Origin of the sequence: Flavobacterium chungangensis, from assembly GCF_042654045.1 — a bacterium.
In the GTDB taxonomy this organism is placed as follows: domain Bacteria; phylum Bacteroidota; class Bacteroidia; order Flavobacteriales; family Flavobacteriaceae; genus Flavobacterium; species Flavobacterium chungangensis.
Map to the genome: position 1 here is coordinate 190,869 of NZ_JBHSFY010000006.1, position 23,235 is coordinate 214,103.

Annotated in this window: 20 protein-coding genes; 8 read left to right on the forward strand and 12 right to left on the reverse strand. The window is 33.5% G+C overall.

Annotated features, from left to right (window positions below; translation table 11 throughout):
• Positions 1 to 88: 88 nt before the first annotated feature.
• Together ACFO3N_RS11785 and ACFO3N_RS11790 are read left to right on the forward strand one after the other, a co-directional pair.
• Positions 89 to 2,008 carry a DEAD/DEAH box helicase gene (locus ACFO3N_RS11785; protein ID WP_250835393.1) on the forward strand — a complete coding sequence of 640 codons (1,920 nt, stop codon included), beginning with the start codon at positions 89 to 91 and terminating at the stop codon, positions 2,006 to 2,008.
• A gap of 251 nt (positions 2,009 to 2,259) precedes the next feature.
• On the forward strand, positions 2,260 to 3,042 hold the full coding sequence (locus ACFO3N_RS11790; protein ID WP_095929943.1) for a carboxypeptidase-like regulatory domain-containing protein: 783 nt from the start codon (positions 2,260 to 2,262) through the stop codon (positions 3,040 to 3,042).
• Between the two features lie 314 nt (positions 3,043 to 3,356).
• On the opposite strand, the gene ACFO3N_RS11795 is transcribed toward ACFO3N_RS11790, so the two are convergent.
• The gene (locus ACFO3N_RS11795) at positions 3,357 to 4,817 is read right to left on the reverse strand and encodes an aminoacyl-histidine dipeptidase (RefSeq protein ID WP_095929941.1); all 1,461 of its coding nucleotides are present in this window, start codon (positions 4,815 to 4,817) and stop codon (positions 3,357 to 3,359) included.
• 178 nt (positions 4,818 to 4,995) lie between these two features.
• Between ACFO3N_RS11795 and ACFO3N_RS11800 the strand changes: the two genes are divergently transcribed.
• From ACFO3N_RS11800 to ACFO3N_RS11810, 3 genes are read left to right on the forward strand one after another with little or no spacing between them, the layout of a single operon-like run.
• Positions 4,996 to 6,057 (forward strand): DUF3810 domain-containing protein, encoded by a 1,062-nt coding sequence (locus ACFO3N_RS11800; protein ID WP_379797940.1) that lies wholly within the window; start codon positions 4,996 to 4,998, stop codon positions 6,055 to 6,057.
• Between the two features lie 41 nt (positions 6,058 to 6,098).
• The gene (locus ACFO3N_RS11805) at positions 6,099 to 6,593 is read left to right on the forward strand and encodes an RNA polymerase sigma factor (RefSeq protein ID WP_008462500.1); all 495 of its coding nucleotides are present in this window, start codon (positions 6,099 to 6,101) and stop codon (positions 6,591 to 6,593) included.
• A gap of 8 nt (positions 6,594 to 6,601) precedes the next feature.
• Positions 6,602 to 7,234: a hypothetical protein gene (locus ACFO3N_RS11810; RefSeq protein WP_095929939.1), complete on the forward strand. Its 633-nt coding sequence runs from the start codon at positions 6,602 to 6,604 to the stop codon at positions 7,232 to 7,234.
• 233 nt (positions 7,235 to 7,467) lie between these two features.
• Here the strand turns inward: ACFO3N_RS11810 and ACFO3N_RS11815 are convergent, their stop codons facing one another.
• Both ACFO3N_RS11815 and ACFO3N_RS11820 read right to left on the reverse strand, forming a co-directional pair.
• The gene (locus ACFO3N_RS11815; RefSeq protein WP_095929938.1) at positions 7,468 to 8,277 is read right to left on the reverse strand and encodes a lysophospholipid acyltransferase family protein; all 810 of its coding nucleotides are present in this window, start codon (positions 8,275 to 8,277) and stop codon (positions 7,468 to 7,470) included.
• Positions 8,278 to 8,403: 126 nt separating this feature from the next.
• Positions 8,404 to 9,054, reverse strand: a complete 651-nt coding sequence (locus tag ACFO3N_RS11820) for an NUDIX hydrolase (RefSeq protein ID WP_379797942.1) — start codon at positions 9,052 to 9,054, stop codon at positions 8,404 to 8,406.
• 92 nt (positions 9,055 to 9,146) lie between these two features.
• Here ACFO3N_RS11820 and ACFO3N_RS11825 point away from each other — a divergent pair, with 92 nt between their 5' ends.
• Positions 9,147 to 9,587 (forward strand): DUF4268 domain-containing protein, encoded by a 441-nt coding sequence (locus ACFO3N_RS11825; RefSeq protein ID WP_095929936.1) that lies wholly within the window; start codon positions 9,147 to 9,149, stop codon positions 9,585 to 9,587.
• Between the two features lie 136 nt (positions 9,588 to 9,723).
• Here the strand turns inward: ACFO3N_RS11825 and ACFO3N_RS11830 are convergent, their stop codons facing one another.
• From ACFO3N_RS11830 to mnmA, 4 genes are read right to left on the reverse strand one after another with little or no spacing between them, the layout of a single operon-like run.
• Positions 9,724 to 10,134, reverse strand: coding sequence for a hypothetical protein (locus ACFO3N_RS11830; protein ID WP_095929935.1), 411 nt, complete (start codon positions 10,132 to 10,134; stop codon positions 9,724 to 9,726).
• A gap of 20 nt (positions 10,135 to 10,154) precedes the next feature.
• The gene (locus ACFO3N_RS11835; RefSeq protein WP_379797945.1) at positions 10,155 to 11,099 is read right to left on the reverse strand and encodes an NAD(P)H-dependent flavin oxidoreductase; all 945 of its coding nucleotides are present in this window, start codon (positions 11,097 to 11,099) and stop codon (positions 10,155 to 10,157) included.
• Positions 11,100 to 11,104: 5 nt separating this feature from the next.
• The gene (locus tag ACFO3N_RS11840) at positions 11,105 to 12,712 is read right to left on the reverse strand and encodes a S8 family serine peptidase (RefSeq protein WP_379797947.1); all 1,608 of its coding nucleotides are present in this window, start codon (positions 12,710 to 12,712) and stop codon (positions 11,105 to 11,107) included.
• A 44-nt stretch (positions 12,713 to 12,756) separates the two neighbouring features.
• Positions 12,757 to 13,944 carry a tRNA 2-thiouridine(34) synthase MnmA gene (gene mnmA / locus ACFO3N_RS11845; protein ID WP_379797949.1) on the reverse strand — a complete coding sequence of 396 codons (1,188 nt, stop codon included), beginning with the start codon at positions 13,942 to 13,944 and terminating at the stop codon, positions 12,757 to 12,759.
• Positions 13,945 to 14,289: 345 nt separating this feature from the next.
• On the opposite strand from mnmA, the gene ACFO3N_RS11850 reads away from it, so the two are divergent.
• On the forward strand, positions 14,290 to 16,167 hold the full coding sequence (locus ACFO3N_RS11850) for a PEP/pyruvate-binding domain-containing protein (RefSeq protein ID WP_379797952.1): 1,878 nt from the start codon (positions 14,290 to 14,292) through the stop codon (positions 16,165 to 16,167).
• Here ACFO3N_RS11850 and ACFO3N_RS11855 read toward each other — a convergent pair.
• Together ACFO3N_RS11855 and ACFO3N_RS11860 are read right to left on the reverse strand one after the other, a co-directional pair.
• Positions 16,164 to 16,721, reverse strand: coding sequence for a DUF4956 domain-containing protein (locus tag ACFO3N_RS11855; protein WP_379797954.1), 558 nt, complete (start codon positions 16,719 to 16,721; stop codon positions 16,164 to 16,166). The genes ACFO3N_RS11850 and ACFO3N_RS11855 overlap by 4 nt on opposite strands.
• Positions 16,722 to 16,811: 90 nt before the next feature.
• On the reverse strand, positions 16,812 to 17,522 hold the full coding sequence (locus ACFO3N_RS11860; RefSeq protein WP_379797956.1) for a toxin-antitoxin system YwqK family antitoxin: 711 nt from the start codon (positions 17,520 to 17,522) through the stop codon (positions 16,812 to 16,814).
• A gap of 298 nt (positions 17,523 to 17,820) precedes the next feature.
• On the opposite strand from ACFO3N_RS11860, the gene ACFO3N_RS11865 reads away from it, so the two are divergent.
• The gene (locus ACFO3N_RS11865; protein WP_379797959.1) at positions 17,821 to 18,798 is read left to right on the forward strand and encodes a fasciclin domain-containing protein; all 978 of its coding nucleotides are present in this window, start codon (positions 17,821 to 17,823) and stop codon (positions 18,796 to 18,798) included.
• 73 nt (positions 18,799 to 18,871) lie between these two features.
• On the opposite strand, the gene yidC is transcribed toward ACFO3N_RS11865, so the two are convergent.
• The 3 genes from yidC to ACFO3N_RS11880 form a co-directional block, all read right to left on the reverse strand.
• Positions 18,872 to 20,788 carry a membrane protein insertase YidC gene (gene yidC / locus ACFO3N_RS11870; protein ID WP_379797961.1) on the reverse strand — a complete coding sequence of 639 codons (1,917 nt, stop codon included), beginning with the start codon at positions 20,786 to 20,788 and terminating at the stop codon, positions 18,872 to 18,874.
• Positions 20,789 to 20,867: 79 nt separating this feature from the next.
• The gene (locus ACFO3N_RS11875) at positions 20,868 to 22,484 is read right to left on the reverse strand and encodes a CTP synthase (RefSeq protein ID WP_095929926.1); all 1,617 of its coding nucleotides are present in this window, start codon (positions 22,482 to 22,484) and stop codon (positions 20,868 to 20,870) included.
• Positions 22,485 to 22,724: 240 nt separating this feature from the next.
• Entirely contained in the window at positions 22,725 to 22,958 is a 234-nt protein-coding gene (locus tag ACFO3N_RS11880) for a DUF3820 family protein (RefSeq protein ID WP_379797963.1), read from the reverse strand.
• Positions 22,959 to 23,235 lie beyond the last annotated feature (277 nt).

The window sequence follows — 23,235 nt, forward strand, 5'->3', positions numbered from 1 at the left end:
CAAATCATAACAAATACATAATTCTTGAAATTGCATTAGTTTATCTGAATAATTAACAGTAATTTTGCACCCTATTTTAAATACATATATGAATAAATTTGAACAATTAGGATTGAATGAATCGTTACTGAAGGCGATTTTAGATCTAGGATTTGAAAATCCGTCAGAGGTACAGGAAAAGGCGATTCCCCTATTATTGGAAAAAGACACAGATATGGTTGCGTTGGCTCAGACAGGGACAGGGAAAACGGCAGCTTTCGGTTTTCCGCTAATTCAAAAAATTGATGCTGACAATAGAAACACACAAGCATTAGTTTTATCGCCAACACGAGAACTTTGTTTACAGATTACCAACGAACTTAAAAACTACTCAAAATACGAAAAAGGTATTAATGTGGTAGCAGTTTACGGCGGGGCTAGTATTACAGAGCAAGCTAGAGAGATTAAAAGAGGCGCACAAATTATTGTGGCTACTCCAGGAAGAATGCAAGACATGATTAACAGAGGTTTAGTTAACATTAAAAATATAGATTACTGTATTCTTGATGAAGCGGATGAGATGTTGAACATGGGATTCTATGAAGACATCGTATCTATTTTATCAGATACTCCAGATGAAAAAAGCACATGGTTGTTCTCTGCAACGATGCCACAAGAGGTTGCTAGAATTGCAAAACAATTTATGAGCGAACCAGTTGAGATTACAGTTGGAGCTAAAAATTCAGGTTCATCAACAGTTTCTCACGAATTTTATTTAGTAAATGCTCGTGACCGTTACGAAGCTTTAAAACGTTTAGCTGATGCTAATCCAGACATTTTCTCTGTAGTTTTCTGTCGTACCAAAAGAGACACGCAAGCTATCGCTGAGAAGTTAATTGAAGATGGATATAGCGCCGCTGCGTTACACGGAGATTTATCTCAAGCGCAACGTGATGGTGTAATGAAATCGTTCCGTGGAAGACAAATTCAGATGCTTGTTGCTACTGACGTTGCTGCACGTGGTATTGACGTTGATAACGTAACTCACGTTGTTAACTATCAATTGCCTGACGAAATTGAAACATACAACCACCGTTCGGGCCGTACTGGTAGAGCTGGAAAATTAGGTACTTCTATTGTAATTGTTACAAAAAGCGAGTTACGTAAAATTTCTTCTATCGAGAGAATCATCAAACAGAAATTCGAAGAAAAAACGATTCCATCTGGAATTGAAATCTGCGAAATTCAGTTGTTACACTTAGCAAACAAAATTAAAGATACTGAAGTTGATCACGAAATTGACAACTATTTACCAGCAATCAATAATGTTCTTGAAGATTTATCTAAAGAAGAATTGATCAAAAAAATGGTATCAGTAGAATTTAACCGTTTCATCGCATACTACAAAAAGAATAGAGATATTTCTACTCAATCTTCAGACAGACGCGAAAGAGGTGATTCTGAACCAAGAGAATTCAGCAATAATGGAGCAGTTCGTTATTTCGTGAACATTGGTTCTAGAGACAACTTCGACTGGATGTCATTAAAAGATTACTTGAAAGAAACATTAGATTTAGGTCGTGATGATATCTTTAAAGTTGACGTAAAAGAAGGATTCTCATTCTTTAATACTGATCCTCAATTTACTGATAAAGTAATGGATGTTTTAAACAACGTTCAGTTAGAAGGTCGCCGTATTAATGTTGAGATTTCTAAAAATGATGGTGGAGGAAGACGTGATCACAACAACCGTGGTGGAGGAAGACGTGATTCTGGAAGAAGAGACGGAAACTTCGCTCCAAGACGTGAAGGCGGATTTAGAAGTGATAGAAATTCTTCTAGAGACGGAGGATCACGCGAAGGCGGATCACGTGACGGAGGTTTTAGAGGCGACAGAAATTCTGCTCCAAGAAGAGAAGGCGGTTTTAGAAGCTCTGCTCCAAGAAGTGAAGGTGGTTCTGACAGAGCACCAAGACGTTCTGAAAACTTCGGCGACAGCTCAAGACCAAGAAGATCTAGAAGAGATTAATAACTTAATTTCTTAAAATATAAAATCCCAAATTCCAAACATACTTGGAAGTTGGGATTTTTTTTATATCCATAATTTTATACTTTACAAATAGTTTTGCAATCCAAAACAAAAGAATCCAACTCTCTCTCCCTTTTTATTTAACACAAAAAAAGCAATACTGTGGCCTTTGTTAATTTTCTTATAATTAAATTCCAAGACTACGAGATATTTAATCCCGATTTACTACTTTTAGTGCTTTAAATCAGGATATGAAATATTTCGCAGTTTTCTTTTTTACACTTCTCGCCAACATTGGTTTTGCACAAGATACGCAAGATGCACAGCCAACAGTTCCACAAAGAGTTTCAGGTTACGTTATTAATGACGACAGCAAACAACCGCTGGCTGGCGTAAATATCATTAACACCAACAAAGTGCGTGGTGCAAAATCTGACGAAAAAGGTTATTTTGAAATTGACGTGCAAGTAAACGATACACTTCATTTTTCTATTCTAGGATTTCAATCGCTAAGAATTAGAGTTACAAATGACTGGATTAAGAATAAAGTGACTAGAATTCAGCTTACAGAAAAAGCAATTGCTTTGGAAGAAGTTGTTATTGCTCCTTTCTCTTTAACAGGATATCTTGAAATTGATTCTAAATTAATTCCAACAAAAGAAAACTATCGATACAGTATTTCAGGACTTACACAAGGCTATGAAGCTGGAGAATATGCTCCAAATGCTTTTGGAAAAGTCCTCGGTTCGATCTTTAACCCTGCCGATATGCTCTATAATTTCTTTGGCAAGAACGGTAAAGAACTCAAGAAACTAAAGGAAATGAAAAAAGATGATACGGTAAGAACGCTCTTAGAATCAAAATACGATCGTGAAACAGTTGCCGTATTATTAGGAGTCAGCAAAGATGAAATCCCTGAAATTATGCATCGCTGTAACTATTCCGATTCTTTCATCCAGACCGCAAATGATCTTCAGATTATGGACGCAATCAGCGCTTGTTATGAACAATATAAAGTATTAAAACGCAATTAAACTTTTAATACCAATAAAAGAACATCTAAATCCTCAATTTTAAAAATTGGGGATTTTTTTTGGCGTTTCGGATTTTAAAAACCTTACATTTACTTACAAAACAGCAAAATCAATATTATGGCAAAAGGTCAAGACGCTAAAAAAACAGCAAAAAAAGAACCGTTAAAAACGGCTAAAGAAAAGAAAGAAGAAAAAAGAGAAAAGAAAAATACTCCTAAGAGAGATTAAAAAAAGTGATCAGTTATCAGTTTTTTTAGTGTTCAGTCTTTAGGCATCATATTTACTGATTACTAAAAACTGAACACTTAATACTTTTATTTAACTGGAATATTAGAAAGGATTTCTAACACAAATTTCCAATATTTCTGTGCAGAAGAAATACTTGCTCTTTCGTCTGGAGAGTGCGCTCCGTGAATTGTTGGACCGAAAGAAATCATGTCCATATCAGGGTAATTTGTTCCTAAAATTCCGCATTCTAAACCTGCATGGCAAGCCACAACTTTAGGCTGTTCTCCATTTTGTTTTTCGTAGATCTCTTTTAAGACTTCTAAAATTTCAGAATTCACATTTGGTGTCCATCCTGGATAAGAACCAGAAAGCTCCACTTCACACCCAACCAATTCAAAAGCAGAACGTAAAGAATTTGCCAAATCAAATTTTGAAGATTCAACAGAAGAACGTGTTAAACATCCTACCAAGATTTCTCCATCTTTAATAACTACACGAGCAATATTATTTGAAGTTTCAACCAAATCGGCCATATCAGCGCTCATTTTGTAAACTCCATTCTGAGCTGCATAAATCGCTCTGATAATCCCTTCCTGCACACCTAAATCCATCACTTTTTCAGGCAAATCACCTTTTACGATTTCAATAGTCAAATTAGGTTCGGTTGTTTTATATTCAGCTTTGATATCAGAAATAATTTCCTGCATATCGTAAACATAAGCTTCATCAAACATTTGAGAAATAACTACTTTAGCTACACTTTCTCTCGGAATTGCATTTCTAAGGCTTCCTCCGTTGATTTCTACAACCTGTAAACCAAAGTTTTCAAATGCATCAAACAACAAACGGTTCATAATTTTATTAGCGTTTCCTAAACCTTTATGAATATCCATTCCTGAATGCCCGCCATTTAAACCTTTTACCGTAATTGTATATCCAACAGAACCTTCCGGAACTTCTTCTTCATGATAGGTTCTAGTTGCAGTTACATCAATTCCACCAGCACATCCAATATCAATTTCATCATCCTCTTCTGTATCCAAATTCAGTAAAATCTGACCTTGCAAAATTCCGCCTTTTAGGTTTAAAGCACCTGTCATTCCCGTTTCTTCATCAATTGTAAATAAAGCTTCAATTGCAGGATGCGGAATATCTTTGCTTTCAAGAATTGCCATAATAGTCGCCACTCCTAGCCCATTATCAGCTCCAAGTGTTGTGCCACGCGCGCGAACCCAGTCACCATCCACATACATGTCGATTCCTTGTGTATCAAAATCAAAAACTGTATCAGCATTTTTTTGATGCACCATATCTAAATGCCCTTGCATTACGATTGGTTTACGATTTTCCATTCCTGGAGTAGCCGGTTTTCTGATGATTACATTTCTGATTTCATCTTCGAAAGTTTCTAAACCCAAGCTATTTCCAAAGTTCTTCATAAACTCAATTACACGTTCTTCCTTTTTAGACGGACGCGGAACAGCATTTAAATCTGCGAATTTATTCCAAAGTGCTTTAGGCTCCAGATTTCTAATTTCTTGACTCATTATATTTTGTTTGATGTTTAACAATTAAGAGCTTCAAAGTTACAAAGTTTATATTTTTTTTTCGCCACAAACTTCACGAATTAGCACTAATTATCCACTTTAAAATCAAATCTCACAAATACTATTCTTTTTAGTTGTAAATAATTGTGTTTATATTTACGTATCTAAAAATTATACTGTGAAATCAAAATACGTTTTACCTTTATTTCTCTTAGTTCAAATTATTTTTTACAAAATCCTACCATACTTTCCAGACTTCGTGGAAGGCTTTTACAGCAAAAATTTATTCGTTAGAATTTCTCATTTTTCTAGAACAGTTTTAAGTAATATTCCGTTTTCTGTCGGCGACATAATTTATGCTCTTTTAATGATTTCTATAATTAGTTGGTTTTGGAAAGTCAGAAAAACTTGGAAAACAGATTGGAAAGATCATCTCCTCAAAATCTTAGGTAAGATCTCTGTTTTTTACTTTTTCTTTCACCTACTTTGGGCTTTCAACTACTATCGCAAACCTCTTTTTGAGAAAATGGAAATCAAAAGGGAATATACTGATGCTGATCTTTTGGCTTTCACTAAAAGATTAATTGCAAAGACGAATGAAGTTCAGTTTCAAATCACAAAAAATAAAAGCTCTAAAATTGTCTTTCCATATTCACAGAAAGAGTCATTTAACATGATTTTAAACGGTTATGATAATTTGGCGAAAGAACATCCTTATTTTGAATACAAAACGTTAAGCGTAAAAAAATCACTGTTTAGCCTTCCTTTAACTTATATGGGATTTGGCGGTTATTTAAATCCATTTACAAACGAAGCCCAAATTAACGACTTATTGCCAATGTACACTTTTCCGCTAACCACATCTCATGAAATGGCGCATCAGATTGGTTTTGCAAGTGAAAGTGAATGCAATTTTATTGGCCTTTTGGCTTCTGTCAAAAATGACAATTTATATTATCAATATGCAGGATATAGTTTTGCATTACGCTATTGTCTCGGAATCTGGAAGTTTAAAAATGAGAAAATTTTTGAAATACTAAAGAAACAAGTAAATACTGGAATTTTAAAAAACTATCAAGAAGACCAAGATTTCTGGAAAAAATATGACACCTTTATAGATAAAGGTTTTCATTTTCTATGGGATAGTTTTTTAAAAACAAATAACCAAAAAGATGGAATGAAAAGCTATAGTAAGTTTATTGATTTGACGATTAATTACTATAAAACAAGAAAATTATAATCCAACTGTAACAAAAATGATTTCATAACTACTAATACATTATGAGTGAAAATCTAGAACAGTCATTTGTTGCGCAGCTGCAGGCAAATCAGAATATAATCCACAAGATTTGTAGATTATATACTGCTGGCGAAGACGCTCATAAAGATCTATTTCAAGAAATCACCATTCAGCTTTGGAAAGCTTATCCAAAATTTAGAGGCGACAGTAAATTTTCGACTTGGACCTATCGTGTTGCCTTAAACACAGCCATTACCTTATACCGAAAAACCAAAAGAACTATATCGACCGTAGATTATGAAAATCATCAGCATTTTGTAAAAGATGTTGACTACAATTATGAAGAAGAGGAACAGATAAAACTGATGTATAAGGCGGTTTATCAATTAAATGACATCGAAAAGGCATTAGTTTTTATGTATTTAGAAGACAAAGATTATCAAGAAATAGCTGAAACTTTAGGAATCAGCGAAGTGAATGCACGCGTGAAAATGAACAGAATTAAAGGGAAACTTAAAAAAATACTAAATCCTTAAAAATTATTATGAAAGAACTGGATTTACTAAAAAAAGACTGGCAAAAGAACTCTGATTCTTTTCAACAAATTTCTGAAAATGAAATCTACAAGATGATTCATAGAAAATCATCTTCAATTGTAAAATGGATTTTAATCATCAGTATTTTGGAGATTTCGTTTTGGACTTTTTCCAACTTGTTTATCAATACAGATGATGTATTGCGAAAAATGAATCATCCTGAAATAGTAACAGCTTTAGAGTTTCTAACCTACTTTAATTATGTTGTAGTATTGATTTTTGTTTACATTTTCTACAAAAACTACAGAACAATTTCGACCACAATAGCAACAAAATCATTGATGAGCGCTATTTTAAAGACCCGAAAAACAGTACAGTATTATGTTTGGTATAATCTCGGAATGATTGTAATTACCGCAATTTTAAGCTTCTTTATTGCTTTTGTCTACAATCCAGATATGGAGTTTCTTAGAGAAAAATTAGCCATGAACGGAAAAGCCATGTTTGTTACTATAGGAATATTATTCCTTGTAATTTTAGGTTTCTTTGGATTATTCTGGTGTTTTTACCGAATTATTTACGGAACACTTTTACGCAGATTATACGCTAATTATAAAGAGTTAAAAAAGATAGATTTTTAATCTAAGTTGCTAAGATTTTGAGATGCTAAGGTTCTAAGTTTTTTCTTTAAGACACAAAGATTTTAAGTTGCAAAGGGACAAAGTTTTTCCTACTTGAAACCTAAAACCATAAACCTGATACAAAATCGATTTGTCACCCTGAGCGAAGTCGAAGGGCACAACATTAGGCTTCGACTTCGCTCAGCCAGACAAAGCAAACTTGAAACCTTAAACTTTAAACAAAAAAAACTATTCTAATAATCCCAACGTCTTAATTTATTCAGTTCTTCTTGCGCTTTGATTTCTTCAGCAGGAATAACTTTTAAAAATGAAGGGTGCTGTTCGATTGCATATTCTACTTTTTCTACGATTTGTTCGATAGTATCGTTTTCATAATCAATATCAAGAGGCTCTTTTATAATGAAGGATTGTAGAATTCCTTTTTTCTTCATTCGAAGTCCTTTTTTGTCAAACGAACGACGGAAACCATCAATTACAATAGGAATAACGATTGGTTTGTGCTGTTTGATAATATGAGCTGTTCCTTTACGAACTGGCTTGAACGATTTTGTTGTTCCTTGAGGGAAAGTAATAACCCAGCCGTCTTCTAGCGCAATTCTGATGTTTTCTGTATCGTTTGGATTTACATCACGCTTTTCTGTAACATCAACACCTTTAGCACGCCAAGTTCTCTCAACGGTGATTGCGCCAACATAAGCTAAGATTCTTGGCAGTAATCCAGCCTGCATGGTTTCTTTGGCTGCTACGTAATAAATATTCATTTTGGGCTGCCACAAATAGCCAATATTCTTAATAGTGTCTTGACGCCCCGATAAACTGGCGTTAAAAACATGAAACATTGCTACAACATCTGCAAAATAAGTCTGGTGATTGGATATAAATAAAACATTAGTATCTGGGAGTGTTTTAATAATTTCAGATCCTTCAATCTGCAATTCATTAAAACCTCTATACCTTCTATGAGTCATGGCACCGAGAACTCGGATCAACCATTTCTTGATGAATAATATATGCCCAAAAGGATTTCGTTTAAACAATCCCATAACTAATTTATCTTATTTTTTTGTTAGGTCGCAAACATACAAAAATTATTCTTTTAGCAACACTTTAAAACAATTTCTCCAAATAACAGTTATCCAAATGAATATCAAATCATTAAATAAACTTTATTAAATTTCTTTTGCAATAGCAACATTCAAGACATCGCGCAATTCACTCAAAATCATTGCCGTGGCACCCCAAACAACGTGATTTTGAATATTAAAGGCTGGAACTAAAATGTTTGCTCCGTAAGAAGTTGATAATCTGGCTTCAATAATTATATCATCATTCAAAAAAACTGACAAAGGCAGTTCGATAATTGCAGCCACTTCTCTGATATCGGGATAAAAAGAAAGTTCTTCTGTGGCAATTCCTAAAAAAGGATGCACCAAAAAATTACTTGGCGGAATATACATCGGAGAAAAATGTTTAATTATATTTATTTTATCCCTCGTTACTCCTACCTCTTCATGTGTTTCTCTAAGTGCAGTGGTTTCAAAATTAATATCTTCCTTTTCATATTTTCCTCCCGGAAACGCTATCTGAGCAGAATGAACGCCATCATAAGCATTTCTTACAATCAAAACCAAATGTGTTTTTTCCTGTTTTGGATAAAACAGCATCATTACTCCCGCCATTCTGGCGTTTAATGCATCAATATCAAGATTTTTTAATCCCTCTATACGCTCTTTTGGAGCCATTTTTAAGTGCGATGTTAAAGCTGGCAGCTCTACAGGAATTATATTGGGAACATATTTCAAAAAGTCTTGAAAATTCATAATCAAAGCTTATTTTTGTATTTTCAAATAAAACATAAATATACTCCAGAAAACGCAGTACCGCAAGTTTTCTAATCTTAAAGCCAAAAAAAATGTACAGCAGAGAAGAATCGCAAAGAATAAAAAGAGAATTTTGGGTAGCTTTTGCCGAAAAATACCCTCGCAAATGGGTACTTTACGACACTAAAATCAAAGATTTTTCTTTTAAATTTTATGTAGATAATAAGAAAGCGCAGGTTTTAATTGATATCGAACACAGAAGCGATGAAAAACGTATTGCCTACTTTGAAAAACTTGAAGCTTTAAAAAATATCCTAGAGGAAGAATTTATCAAAGATTTGGTTTTTGAAAAAAATTACACTCTTGAAAGTGGTAAAAATATCAGCCGAATTTGGGTAGAAAAACTTGGCGTTGGTTTCAGCAATAAAAACACTTGGGATACTATTTTTGATTTCTTCAACGAAAACATGCATGCTCTAGAAATGTTCTATTTAGAATATGATGAGTTTATTAAGGATGTGGATTCTTTGTAGATTCTGAGGTTCTAAGATGCTAAGATTCTAAGACACTGAGCTTTTTTTATATAGCAAACCCGACAGATTTTAAAAATCTGTCGGGTTTATTATTTTATTAAATTCAAAAGACTTAGCATCTCAGAAACTCAGAAACTTAGACAGTAATAATATTATAAACGATAATATGATCATCATAATTAATATAAAGCTGTTTTCTATAATCTTGTTTTTTTCGCGTGATAATTGACAGCTTGCATTCTTTTCCATCATTGTCTTTGCACATAAAAGAATACACAATATCTGTGTCGTTTTCTTCTCTTTCAATATAATCTAAAATACTGTAAAGCTGGATTTCTTGAGAATAAACTACAATTCTATGTTTATTGGTATCTAAAACAACCGAAAGATTTACTAAATCTAAATTGGACCACTCGCCCCATTTTCCTCTTTCATTTTTTTGCAGAACGCTAAATCCTGAAGTTTTAAAATGATATGACTGACTTTTAGCTTGTTGAAGGCCTAACACTAAAAAAAGTAATAGTATATATGTGCGTATAGAATTCATAGATTATTTCTTGCAGTCAATTAAAACTCAAATGTAGTCTTTTCTTTGGATGCGACTTCAAATTCGGCTATCATTTGTCGAATAATTTCCTCAACTGGCAAAATTTCATGAATGAGACCTGCAACCTGTCCTATCTCCAATTCTCCCTCATCCAAATCCCCTTCAAACATTCCTTTTTTGGCTCTTGCACGTCCTAAAAGCTGAACTAGCTCTTCTTTAGAAGGGCATTTTTGATACAAATCCTGAACATCCTGATAGAACTTATTTTTTACTAATCGTACGGGTGCCAATTCTTTCAAAGTCAGTTGCGTACCACCTTCTATAGTATTAACTATCGTATCTTTAAAATTATTGTGTGCCGAAGATTCAAAAGATGCTGCGAAACGGCTTCCGACCTGAACACCATCTGCGCCTAAAACCATTGCCGCAAGCATTCCTCTTCCTGTTGCAATTCCGCCCGCTGCAATTAAAGGGATTTGTATTTTTTCTTTCACCATTGGAATCAAAGTCAAAGTAGTTGTTTCTTCGCGTCCGTTATGTCCGCCTGCTTCAAAACCTTCTGCCACGACGGCATCAACACCAGCATCTTGCGCTTTTAAAGCAAAAATACTGCTGCTTACCACATGAACAACTGTAATTCCTCTCTCCTTTAAAAATGAAGTCCAAGTTTTCGGATTTCCTGCAGAAGTAAAAACAATTTTAACGCCTTCATCAACCACAATATTCATAATTTCTTCAATGTTAGGATATAACATCGGAATATTGACACCAAAAGGTTTGTCTGTGGCTTTTTTACATTTTTGAATGTGTTCTCTAAGAACTTCTGGATACATAGAACCTGCACCAATAAGTCCTAAACCTCCTGCATTACTTACCGCCGAAGCCAATTTGTAACCGCTATTCCAGATCATTCCACCTTGAATGATTGGGTATTTTATATTAAAGAGTTGGGTAATTTTATTCATTAAAACTATTGCTTGATTATTTTTCCTGTTTTATGCAGATTATCACCATCAAAACTATAAATATAAAGTCCGCTTTGAAGTGATTGCAAGGAAAGAACTGGATTTGAATTATTAATTTTTTCTTCGATTAATTTTTGCCCTAAAATAGAATAAATGGTTACCGATGCGGTATTGGTTTCATTTAAAAAAGAAAACCAAACTTCGCTCTTTGCTGGATTTGGATAGACCAAAAACGAGGCTTCAGCTATAAAATCATCAACACCTAATGCTGCACCAAAATTCGGAATTCCGTATCCATAGTTATTATCTGGATTCGCATATTTATCAGCAGAGGCTAAAATCATCTGTCTAATTTCTTTGTTTGTTTTTGATGGAAAAGCTTGCCACAATGAAGCCGCCATCCCTGCCATAATCGGACATGAAAATGAAGTTCCGCTTGCTGTACCAATAGTTCCATTTGCATCAGAAACTACCGCCGATGCTCCTTGTGCCATAACATCGGGCTTTATTCTGCCATCGTAACTTGGCCCAATTGAACTTGAACTAGCTCTTACTTTAGAAGCATTAACAGAACCTATTGCCAAAACTGAAACAGCATCTGCAGGAGCACCAACGTGCTTTTCTGGTTGAGTTCCTTCATTTCCGGCAGATGCCAAAACCAAAATACCTTTACTAAAAGCAATTTCGGCACCACGAGAAATAAAAGTGGTAATTCCGTTCATATCGCTGTATGTATGATTGTACCTAACTTCATCGCGATCAAGGAAATATCCAAGCGAAGTTGTAATAATATCTACTCCCAAAGCGTCCGCTTTCTCCGCCGCTTCAACCCAAAGTGATTCTTCAAGAGGATTCTCATCAGCAACAATTTCAGTTATAAAAAGATAGTAGGAAGCGTTTGGAGCCGTTCCTATTAAAGCATTTTCTTTGTAACCGCCCATTGTAGAAAGCACTTTCGTTCCATGATCTCCTCCAGTATAGAAATTAGCATTTCGAGTGGTAAAATCGTATCCTCCTAGAATTTTATTATTATTTCTAAGATTTTCAAATGGCTGAGCGGTATTGACACCTGGAAATCCAGCATCTAAAACAGCAATAATTTTACCTTCTCCTGTGTAATTCTGTTGATGCAAAACCTGCCCATTCAACATCTGAATTTGATTGGCAGAATTACCATAAGCATAATCAATAGCGGTTTGTATTTGTTTTTTCGTCTGATTGATTGCAGTTTTTGAAACTTTTTTTCCCGTAGTATTTAAAGTTCTATCTGCAAATTCTACTTTCTGAACAAAAGCTAACGCTTTTAAAGCATTGATATTAGCCTGAGTTCCCTGAATATGAAGCGCATTCAGCCATTTTGACTGTGCTTTTACCGTAATTCCTGTACTTGTTGAAATTTGATTAACATACGAGGTCTCTAAAGGAGCATCTGTAATATTCAAAACGATATTCTGGTTCGTTCTTCGATCCAGAGCTCTTTGCGAAAGTACAGCTTGAGGATTGTCATAAAAAGCCTGAGCATTAGGCTTACCATTAAAATAAACCCATGCATCTTCTTGTGCAAATACTGTAAACGAAAGAAGTATTAAAAGAAAAGTAAAGTTACATCTCATTCATCTATACTTTTTAGGGATCTTCTCCCAAATAAAGTATAAAGCTAAGAAATTACTCCCGAACCAACTAATTCATTTTCTAAATACCAAGCAACAAATTGTCCTTCTGTAATAGCAGACTGTGGTTCTTCAAACTCTACGTACATTCCGTCTTCAAATTGATGTAAAACAGCTTTTTGAAGAGGCTGACGGTAACGAATTCTAGCCATCACTTCCATTTTCTCACCCGATTTCAAAGTCATATCTTCTCTAATCCAATGAACTTCAGATTTTCCAACAAAAAGTGCTTTTTTAAATAATCCAGGATGTTGGCTTGATAAACCTGTATAAATAGTATTAGTTTCTACATCGGTTGCAATTACAAATAAAGGATCTGTTGTTCCTCCTACATTTAAACCTTTTCTTTGTCCAACTGTAAAATAATGAGCCCCTTGGTGTTTTCCAACCACTTTTCCCATTGTTGGAAGATAGTCTAGTTTTTGAGATTCTAACTTTAATCGTTCTTCTAAAGAAAATTCAGCTGATTTTTCAGAAGTATAAATCGGATCATTTTTATCTACTTGAACAATTTTACCATCTTTTGGCTGTAATTTTTGCTGTAAAAATTCTGGAAGACGAACTTTTCCAATAAAGCATAAACCTTGAGAATCTTTCTTTTCTGCTGTAACCAATTCCATTTCAGCGGCAATTTCGCGCACTTCTGGTTTTGTCAAAGCTCCGATAGGAAACAAAGCTTTAGACAATTGTTCTTGAGACAATTGGCATAAGAAGTACGATTGATCTTTATTATTGTCAACTCCAGCAACTAGTTGGTAAACTGGTTTTCCGTCTACCTCAATTTCGCTTTTTTGGCAATAATGTCCCGTAGCCACATAATCTGCTCCAAGACTTAAAGCGATTTTCATAAACACATCAAATTTGATTTCGCGGTTACAAAGCACATCAGGATTTGGAGTTCTTCCTTTTTCGTATTCGTTGAACATGTAGTCAACGATTTTTTCTTTGTACTCTTCGCTTAAATCAACAGTTTGAAACGGTATGCCCAGTTTTTCAGCAACAAGCAAAGCATCGTTACTGTCTTCCAGCCACGGACATTCGTTAGAAATAGTAACCGAATCATCGTGCCAGTTTTTCATGAAAAGGCCAATAACTTCGTATCCCTGCTGCTGCAATAAATATGCTGCAACACTAGAATCTACTCCACCTGAAAGTCCAACAACTACTCGTTTCATTTTGAAATGTTTAATTTTTTAAGGTTGCAAAGGTACGCCAAATAATAGAAAATTTCACCATGGTTTTCATTACTTTAAGCAATCCCGCGGTAGATAAAACTTATTCTGTTTTTACCCATTGGGCAAAATAGAATAATTAATATAATAAAGATCAAATTTGATCTGCTAAAATCTTTTAAAATCTGCGTGAAATACTTATTTTCCGTTGATATTTTCACGCAGATTTATACAGATTGAAGCAGATGTTCAAAGATTCAAATTTAATTGGACGAGGTAAAATTGACAAAAACAATTTCACCCAATGAGTTCTTTTTTTAATTACATTTAATCATCCATTTTTATTCTATGAAAAAATACATTTATAGCTTGTTTTTCTTTTTCGTATTAACTTCGTTAAGTGCGCAGCGATTCAGCGCGTCTTTGCCAAATTACGAAGCTTACAAAGCATTTAGAGGAAAACCTTTGTCTGATAAATTTTCGAATATCGAATCAGTAAAAGTCATTTACGATCTCAGAAAACAAAAAATGTATTATTTCAACAGCAGTGTTATTTTGCTTCATTATGATTTTGTAGTTAATTATTTGGGATACAGCCACGATTTAGAAGTCTTCAATAACGAAAACTACAGCAATACTGAAAAGAATAGAGATTTTCTTCTCGGAAATTTAAATCACATTAAAGGAACCGACAAATGGATTTTTGAACTTGCCGCATCCGATCACATGCCTCTACCATTGATTGAACGTTTTTTTACTATGGTCAAAAATTCTACTTTTATTGGAGAAAAACTGAAATTTTATCTGAACAATCCAGAAATGATGAATTGGTTCCAACGTGAAGAATTCAAAATTCCATGCGTGAAATCTGATTATATTTTTGGAGAATTAAAATATCAGGAAGTTGTTCGCGGAAGTAGTATTGGGATTTTGCAGCAATACAAAATCAAAGATTTAGAAACTGTAAAACCAAGTTCTGACGAAATTATTATTTTGGATGGAACGCCAGATATTCTCCCAAATGTGCGAGGAATTATTGTCAACGAACTTCAAACTCCATTAAGTCATTTGGTTCTTTTAGGAAAAAACAGAAAGATCCCGATAATGGCTTATACGGATATTGAAAAAGACAACAACATCAAAAGGCTGCTTTCTAAAAAAGTAGAATTAAAAATTGAAGTCGATACTTTTTTCATTAAAGAAACCACTAAAAAAATTCCAACAAAGTCTGCAGGAAAAAAGAAAAAGCTAGTTATAGACAATAGCGTTACAGAATTGGTTAATCTATCTGAAATTCCCAAAAAGGGAATAAATTATATCGGTTCAAAAGCACAAAACATGGCGTATTTAATTGCCATTTCTAAAGAGATTTCCTTTAAAGTTCCCGAAAATGCGCATGCTATTCCGTTTTACTATTATACAAAGCATATTCAGAGCCCTGCTATTTCTCCATTAATTGCAGAGCTTTTAGCTTCTCCACATAAAGATTCCACCGTTTGGATTAACAAACAACTTAAAAAAATTAGAGACGCTATCAAAAAAGAACCTATTGATCCTGAATTAATATCGAAATTGAATATTGCTTTTAAAGACGCCAAATTTAAAAACTTCAGATTTCGTTCGTCTACGAATGCAGAAGATTTAGATGATTTTAATGGCGCTGGATTGTACGATTCTAAAACCGGAATTTTAGGCGATTCAATCAAAACTTTCGAAAAAGCCATAAAACAAGTCTGGGCAAGTGTCTGGAATGAAGCCTCGTATAACGAACGAGAACTTTTTGGAATTGATCAGCAAAATATTGCCATGGGCGTTTTGGTGCATCGCTCTTTTCCAGATGAATTGGCAAATGGCGTAATTATTACCAAAAATATATTTAGAGAAAACTTTCCTGGAATTACGGTCAATATTCAAAAGGGAGAAAACTCCGTTGTGAAACCCGAAAAAGGAGAAATCTGCGAACAGTTTGTAGCCTATCATTTCAATGACGGTAAAGATGAAACCGATTTTGATATTGATTACACTTCCAATTCCAATTTGAATGATAATGAACCGTTACTGACTCGAAAAGAAATGAGTAATCTATACGATGTCAGTAAAAAAATTGAAACTAAAATGTATCGTTATTGGCGTAAAAACCAATTTCATCCTGTAGATATTGAATTTAAAATTGTGGGAGAAAAAAGAGATTTGTACATCAAACAAGTTCGTCCGTTCAACGACTAATAGAATACTAATAAATCTATTTCGTTGCTTGCTGTGTTGATTAATACAATTCTAAAGTCGAAATCTTCAATCTTAATTTTCTGCTGAATTGATTTTCGAATTACTTCTGAGTTTAAAGAAAAATTATCGTCAAGCGGAATTTTCACATCTACAGAATTCAGATATTTTGAAGCTTTTTTGTTGACAATAATCGAAGCGGCAATATAAAATCCGATAATAATAATTTGAAAAAACAGCAACAATTCAATCTTTTCAAACGGATACATAATGTCCAGAATTGACAATGTAATTGTGGCAAAAAGAAAGATTATAGCATTTACCGTAAAAGATTGTGTTCTAAATCGAAGTATTGAAAAAATAGCAAAAAGGCCAAAACCAATTCCAACACCAATTTCAATTTTGGTAAAAAGATAGCAAAGCGAAAAAGTACAAAGTCCCACAATAACCATCAACGGATTTATGGTAGCATTATCTTTTCTGTTGGAGAAAAAATACAAAACCAAAATCGAAAAAAACAACAGTAAAAATCGTCCTAAAAGTTCTTGTAAATCCATTGGTTAGAATAAATTGGTTACTCAAAAGTAAACAATTTATTCTTTATCTATTTTATTTTTTAAGGAATGAATTCTGAACTTTTTAAGCAATTATTTTTTTGGTGCTGATCCTTTTTCAGCCGCTTTATTCGTGTTTTTAGGGTCACTCATATTTACTTCTTTCACTAATTTCCCTTTTTGGTAAAACTGCCAGATTCCTGCTTTTTTACCATTTACAAATTTACCTTTAGAAGCAACATTTTTATCAGAATCATAAAAAACAGATTCTCCGTTATATTCGTTATTTACAAAGTTCGATTCTTCAAGAAGCGTTCCGTCCTGCCCTATTTTTTTGTAAGGCCCTTCCTTTAAACCATTTTTATAAGTCATCTCTTCCGCAATTTGCGCATTGGGATAATAAACAGTTTTTAAACCTTCTAATTTTCCATTTTTATAATTCTCAACCGCCATTAAAACTTTAGAGGCTTTATGGTAATATTTCCATTCCCCTTCGCGAGCTTTTCCTATCTCTTTTCCTTCGCTTACTTTGTTTTTATTTTGATCAAAAAAGACAGTATACGAACTTCCATCATTGGCACTAAAATCTCTTGTTGCTAATACATCACCTTTTTTAGTATCATCAAAAAATTTAAAAACACCAGTTTCTTTTCCATGATCAAAAGTCCCTTCGTAGCGGGGGCGTTTAGATTCAGCATAAGTACCTTTCCAAAGTCCATCTTTTTTTCCAGCCGCGTCAACTTTATTGGTTTCTTGAGAAAAAGCTGCTGTAGTAATTAGAAATAAAATCCAAATTTTTTTCATAAACTGTTTTTCTTTATAACATTAAAAAGAGTGTTTTATTATTGCAAAAGTATAACCAATTTTACTTTTTTACTCATTTTTAAAGTCTTAAATACTATTTAAAATTATGTTAAACAATATTTAGACCTACAAATAATAAAATCAAAACTAAACCAACATAAACAACTAAAAATCAATACTATAAAAACAAAAAATAAAGCAAGTAAAACATGTAATGAATATAACTTTTGTTTAACATTATGTAAATAAACTTAAACAAAAACTCATAATTTAGCCCTAACAAACTAAAAACTATATTATGAAAACATTCAAAATTAAATTAATTGCTTTTTTAGCATTAATTGCTTTCGTCAGCATTTCATGTAATAATGATGACGATGATTCGCAACAGACTCCACAAACGATTCTATCTATTGCGAAAGCAAATCCTGACCTTAGCAGTTTAATTGCTGCTTTAGAAAAAGCAGATCTAGCTGCTACATTGAACTCTTCTGGCTCTTACACCGTCTTTGCACCTAACAATAAAGCTTTTAGCGCTTTCCTCTCTGCAAACGGTTATGCTAATCTTAATGCAGTTCCTGTTGCTGCTTTAAAAGAAATATTACTCAACCATGTTTTAAGCACAAAAGTAAAATCTAGCGAGATTACTACAGGATATGTAAAAACTCTTGCAAAAGGAAATGCTTCAGCTTCAAACACCATAAGTATGTATCTTGAAAAAAACACAGGAGTTGATATTAATGGCGGTAAAGGCAACGGCGGTGCAACAGTAACCACTGCAGATATTGAAGCTTCAAATGGCGTTATTCATTTGGTTGATGGTGTAATAGGATTACCTACTATTGTTAACCATGCTGTGGCTAACAAAAATTTCACAACACTTGTAACAGCATTAAGCTACAACTCTGCATCTGGTTTTGTTGGAATATTATCTGGAACTGCAAATTCACCTTTTACTGTTTTTGCACCTACAAATACTGCATTTGCAAGCTTCTTAACCGAGACTGGATTCTCTGGACTTTCTGCTATTCCTGCTAATGTTTTAGAAACTACCCTAAAATATCATGTGGTTGCAGGTGCGAATGTGCAATCGACTTCTTTAACAAACGGACAGGTAGTTAATACTTTTGCCAGTCAAAGTTTTAAAATTGGCCTTACTGGGGGCGTAAAAATTACTGACACCAATAATAGAGTGAGTAATATTATCGCAACAGATGTTCAATGTTCAAATGGTATAATCCATGTTATTGACAAGGTTTTATTACCTAAATTTTAAACACAACTAATCGTAAATAAAAAAACCGTCTCGTTAAAAAAAGAGACGGTTTTTTTGTTTTATTGATATAGAATTATTTCTTTTTCTTATTCTGAGCTTTTGCTGCTTCCTGTTGTTCCATTACTTCTTGAAGACGCTGTTGGAACTTACTTGGCTTTTTAGGCTCTCTTTGTTTGTTTTCTTGAATCTGAGCATGAATTTTATCACTATCTACAATATAATTCTTGATTACGAACATGATTCCGATTGTAATTAAGTTTGAAATAAAGTTATACAAACTCAATCCTGCACCATAACTATTGAAGAAAATTAACATCATTAATGGCGAAACGTAAATCATGATTTTCATCATTTTTGCCATATCCGGCATACCTTCCTGCTGAGGAGCTGCCATTTGCTGATCTCCAGAAGTCATTTTCATGTAGAAGAAAATTGCAATTGCTGCCAAAATTGGGAACAAACTGATATGATCGCCATACAATGGAATAGTAAACGGTAATTTTACGACAGAGTCAAAAGATGATAAATCGTCTGCCCAAAGGAAACTTTTCTGTCTTAGTTCAAATGCTGCAGGGAAAAACTGGAACGATGCATACATAAATGGCAACTGAATCAATGCCGGGATACATCCTGCCATTGGGTTTACACCTGCTTTGTTATACAGTTTCATTGTTTCCTGTTGTTTTTTCATTGGGTCTTTTTTGAATTTTTCTCCCAACTCTGCAATATCAGGTCTTAAAACTTTCATTTTAGCCTGAGACAAGAATGACTTATAGGTAATTGGCGACATAGCCAATTTGATGATAATCGTAAAAATGATAATCGCAATTCCTAATGACAATCCGATTGTTGAACTTAAGAATCCGAATAATGGAATGAAGATTAATTTGTTAATCCATCCAAAAATTCCCCATCCTAAAGGAATGATTTTATCGAAATTTTTATCGTAAGCTTTTAATGTTTTGTAATCCACGGGACCCATATACAAATTCATTTTGTAATCGATCTCTCCATTTGAAAACGCTAAAGGTAAATTTGCTCTAAACTGTTTGGTAAAAACAGTATCGATTTTTTCATCCTTAACCAAATCATCAGATTGCAACTTCGAAGTTTCAAAAGGCTTTTCTGTAGATAAAATAGTAGCAAAGAAATGTTGCTTAAAAGCTACATAACTTACTTTTTCAGGAGCTTCTTCCTTTCCTTGTCCATGCGAACTAACATTATTATATTTTGATTCGTTGTATTTGAAATCAATTTGAGCAAAACGGTTTTCATAAGAAACACTTTTCTCATTTCTATATGTTTTTAAATCCCATTGCAAATCAATTGGTTTTGCAGAATTTAAAACTCTGTTTAATCCTTGAGAACGGATATCAAAACCAACTAAATAATCGTTTGGTTTTAAAACATATTTGTACTCTAAAAATTCATTAGCTCCAGCTTTCAAACGCATAGATAAAACTTGGTCTGCACCAATTTTCTCTAATGTTGGCTCGAAATACAAATCTTTAGAATTTAATGTTCTATTGTCTGTAGTAAGAAGCTGTAAATTTAAGTTTGAGTTGTTATTTTTGATTAACTCAACTAGCTCTCCAGAACCTTTTTTAAATCTTTCGAATTCTTTTAAAGTAGCTTCAACAATGTAACCACCTTTATTAGCAATCTTTAATTTTAATTTTTCATTTTCGATTGTAGTAAAAGCTTCTTTTGCAGAAGGAAGTGTTGCAGAATAAGCAAATCCTCCTAAAGTTTTTTGCAATTGAGCCAATTGAACTGTATCTCCAGGAGTTACAGCTGCAGCTGGTAATGATGCCGTTTTTGCTTTATCTGCTTTTGCTTGTGCTTCTTGTTTAGCAACTAATTCTTTCTTGGCTTTTTCAGCAGCAATTTCTTTTTCAGAAGGTTGATTTTGGTACATAATCCAAATCAAAATTCCGAAGATCAATACAAAACCAATGATCGAATTGAGGTCTAATTTTTTTTCTTCCATTATAATTTAAAAAAGTTATTCGTTGAAGTCTATTAGTACTGAGTTTATCTCAAAAGTTACAAACTTCTCAAAATATTAATTACTGTTTTTTATGCGCATTTACTGCAGCAGCCACAAAGTTTACAAAGATTGGGTGCGGATTTGCAACCGTACTTTTGTATTCTGGATGATATTGAACACCAATAAAAAATGGGTGATTTTCAAGCTCAACGATTTCCACTAAACCTGTATCAGGGTTAACTCCAGAAGCCTTTAAACCTGCTTTTTGCAATTCATCAGCATATTTATTGTTGTACTCATAACGGTGGCGGTGACGCTCCGAAATAGTTTTTTCTCCGTAAATTCTGTGTGCTAAAGTATTTGGTTTAATATCACATTTCCAAGCACCTAAACGCATTGTTCCTCCTTTATCGGTTACATTTTTCTGTTCTTCCATTAAATTCACAACTGGATGAGGCGTTTTATCGTTCATCTCTGTAGAATTCGCATCAGCATAACCTAAAATATTTCTAGAATATTCGATAACAGACATTTGCATTCCTAAACAAATTCCGAAGAAAGGAATGTTGTTTTCACGTACAAAACGAACTGCTTCAATTTTTCCTTCAATACCTCTTTCACCAAAACCTGGAGCAACTAAAACTCCGTCAAGAGAACCTAATTTTTCTTCCACATTATCAGCATTAATATGCTCTGAGTGAATAGAAATTACGTTTACTTTTGTTTCGTTTGCAGCTCCTGCATGAATGAACGCCTCTAAAATAGATTTGTAACAATCCTGCATTTCTACATATTTTCCAACTAAACCAATGTTTACAGTTTGTTTTGGATTTTTTAATCTTTTTAAGAAAGTATTCCAGTTTTTAAGATCTGGAGATGCTTTTTTAGGTAAATCTAATTTCTTTAAAGCTACAACATCTAACCCTTCTTCAAGCATTAAATTTGGAACTTCATATATAGTAGAAGCATCAATTGACTGAATAACTGCTTCTTTTTTAACATTACAGAATAAAGCTAATTTCTGGCGCAATTCCTGAGACAATTCGTGCTCTGTTCTACAAACCAAAATATCTGCTTTAATACCGCTCTCCATTAAAGTTTTAACAGAGTGTTGAGTAGGTTTTGTTTTCAACTCACCAGCTGCAGCCAAATACGGAACTAATGTTAAATGAATTACGATTCCGTTATTTTCACCTAACTCCCAAACTAATTGACGAACAGATTCTATATAAGGTAAAGATTCGATATCACCAACTGTACCACCAATTTCAGTAATTACAATATCATAGTCGCCAGATTTACCTAGCAATTGCATTCTGTCTTTGATTTCGTTTGTGATATGAGGAACAACCTGAACCGTTTTTCCTAAAAATTCTCCTCTTCTTTCTTTTTCAATAACCGAAAGATAAACTCTTCCTGTAGTAACGTTATTAGCCTGAGAAGTAGGAACGTTCAAGAAACGCTCGTAGTGTCCTAAGTCTAAGTCAGTTTCAGCTCCATCATCTGTCACATAACATTCTCCGTGCTCATACGGGTTTAGTGTCCCCGGATCTACGTTAATATATGGATCAAATTTTTGAATAGTCGTGCGATATCCTCTTCCTTGTAACAATTTTGCCAAAGATGCCGCGATAATCCCTTTTCCTAATGAAGAGGTCACACCTCCTGTAACAAAAATATATTTTGTTTGATTCATTCTGTTGTTGTTTGTAAGTAGTTGTGTAAAAAACTTGGCAAAAGTACAAATTTAATTAGACAATTTATACAATAGACTTCTTAGATTTTTAGAATTTTAGAATGCTGATTTTTTAGCTTTTTCAAATCAAAAGAAAACTTTCTTATATATTAATTTTTCTCTATTGTTTAAAAGCTTTTCAGTCATTATAATGAAAATTTTATCTAATTATATAAAAATCTCATAATCACAAAAAGCATATTATAACGGCTTCGGATATTGCTTCTTAATATTCCGAATTAATTCTTCTAAACCATTCAATTTCAATTCATAAATAAGCTGTAATTGCTGACCAAGCTCTCCATTTGGAAATCCTTTATTATAATACCAAACGACATAATATTCGGGTAAATCAATTAAATATTTCCCCTCGTATTTCCCGAAAGGCATTTTTGTATGTGCTAATTTTATGAGTTGTTTTTTGTCTTGATCCATAGTTTTTTAAGAAGAAAGAAGCAAGAGGAAAGACCAATGCTTTCTTCTTGCTTCAATTAGTTGCAAAGCTATTATTTATTTACCACAGATTAAAAAAATATTTTTCAGTCGCAGACGCAGTTTACAGTTAAAACAAAATCTAACATAAAACTAAAACCATAGATTAAAAATAGTTTTCAGTCACAGTCGCAGTTTACAGTTAAACAAAACCGAACATAAAAACTAAAACTTAGCAAGCTTATTATTTATTTGCCACAGATTAAAAGGATTCTCACAG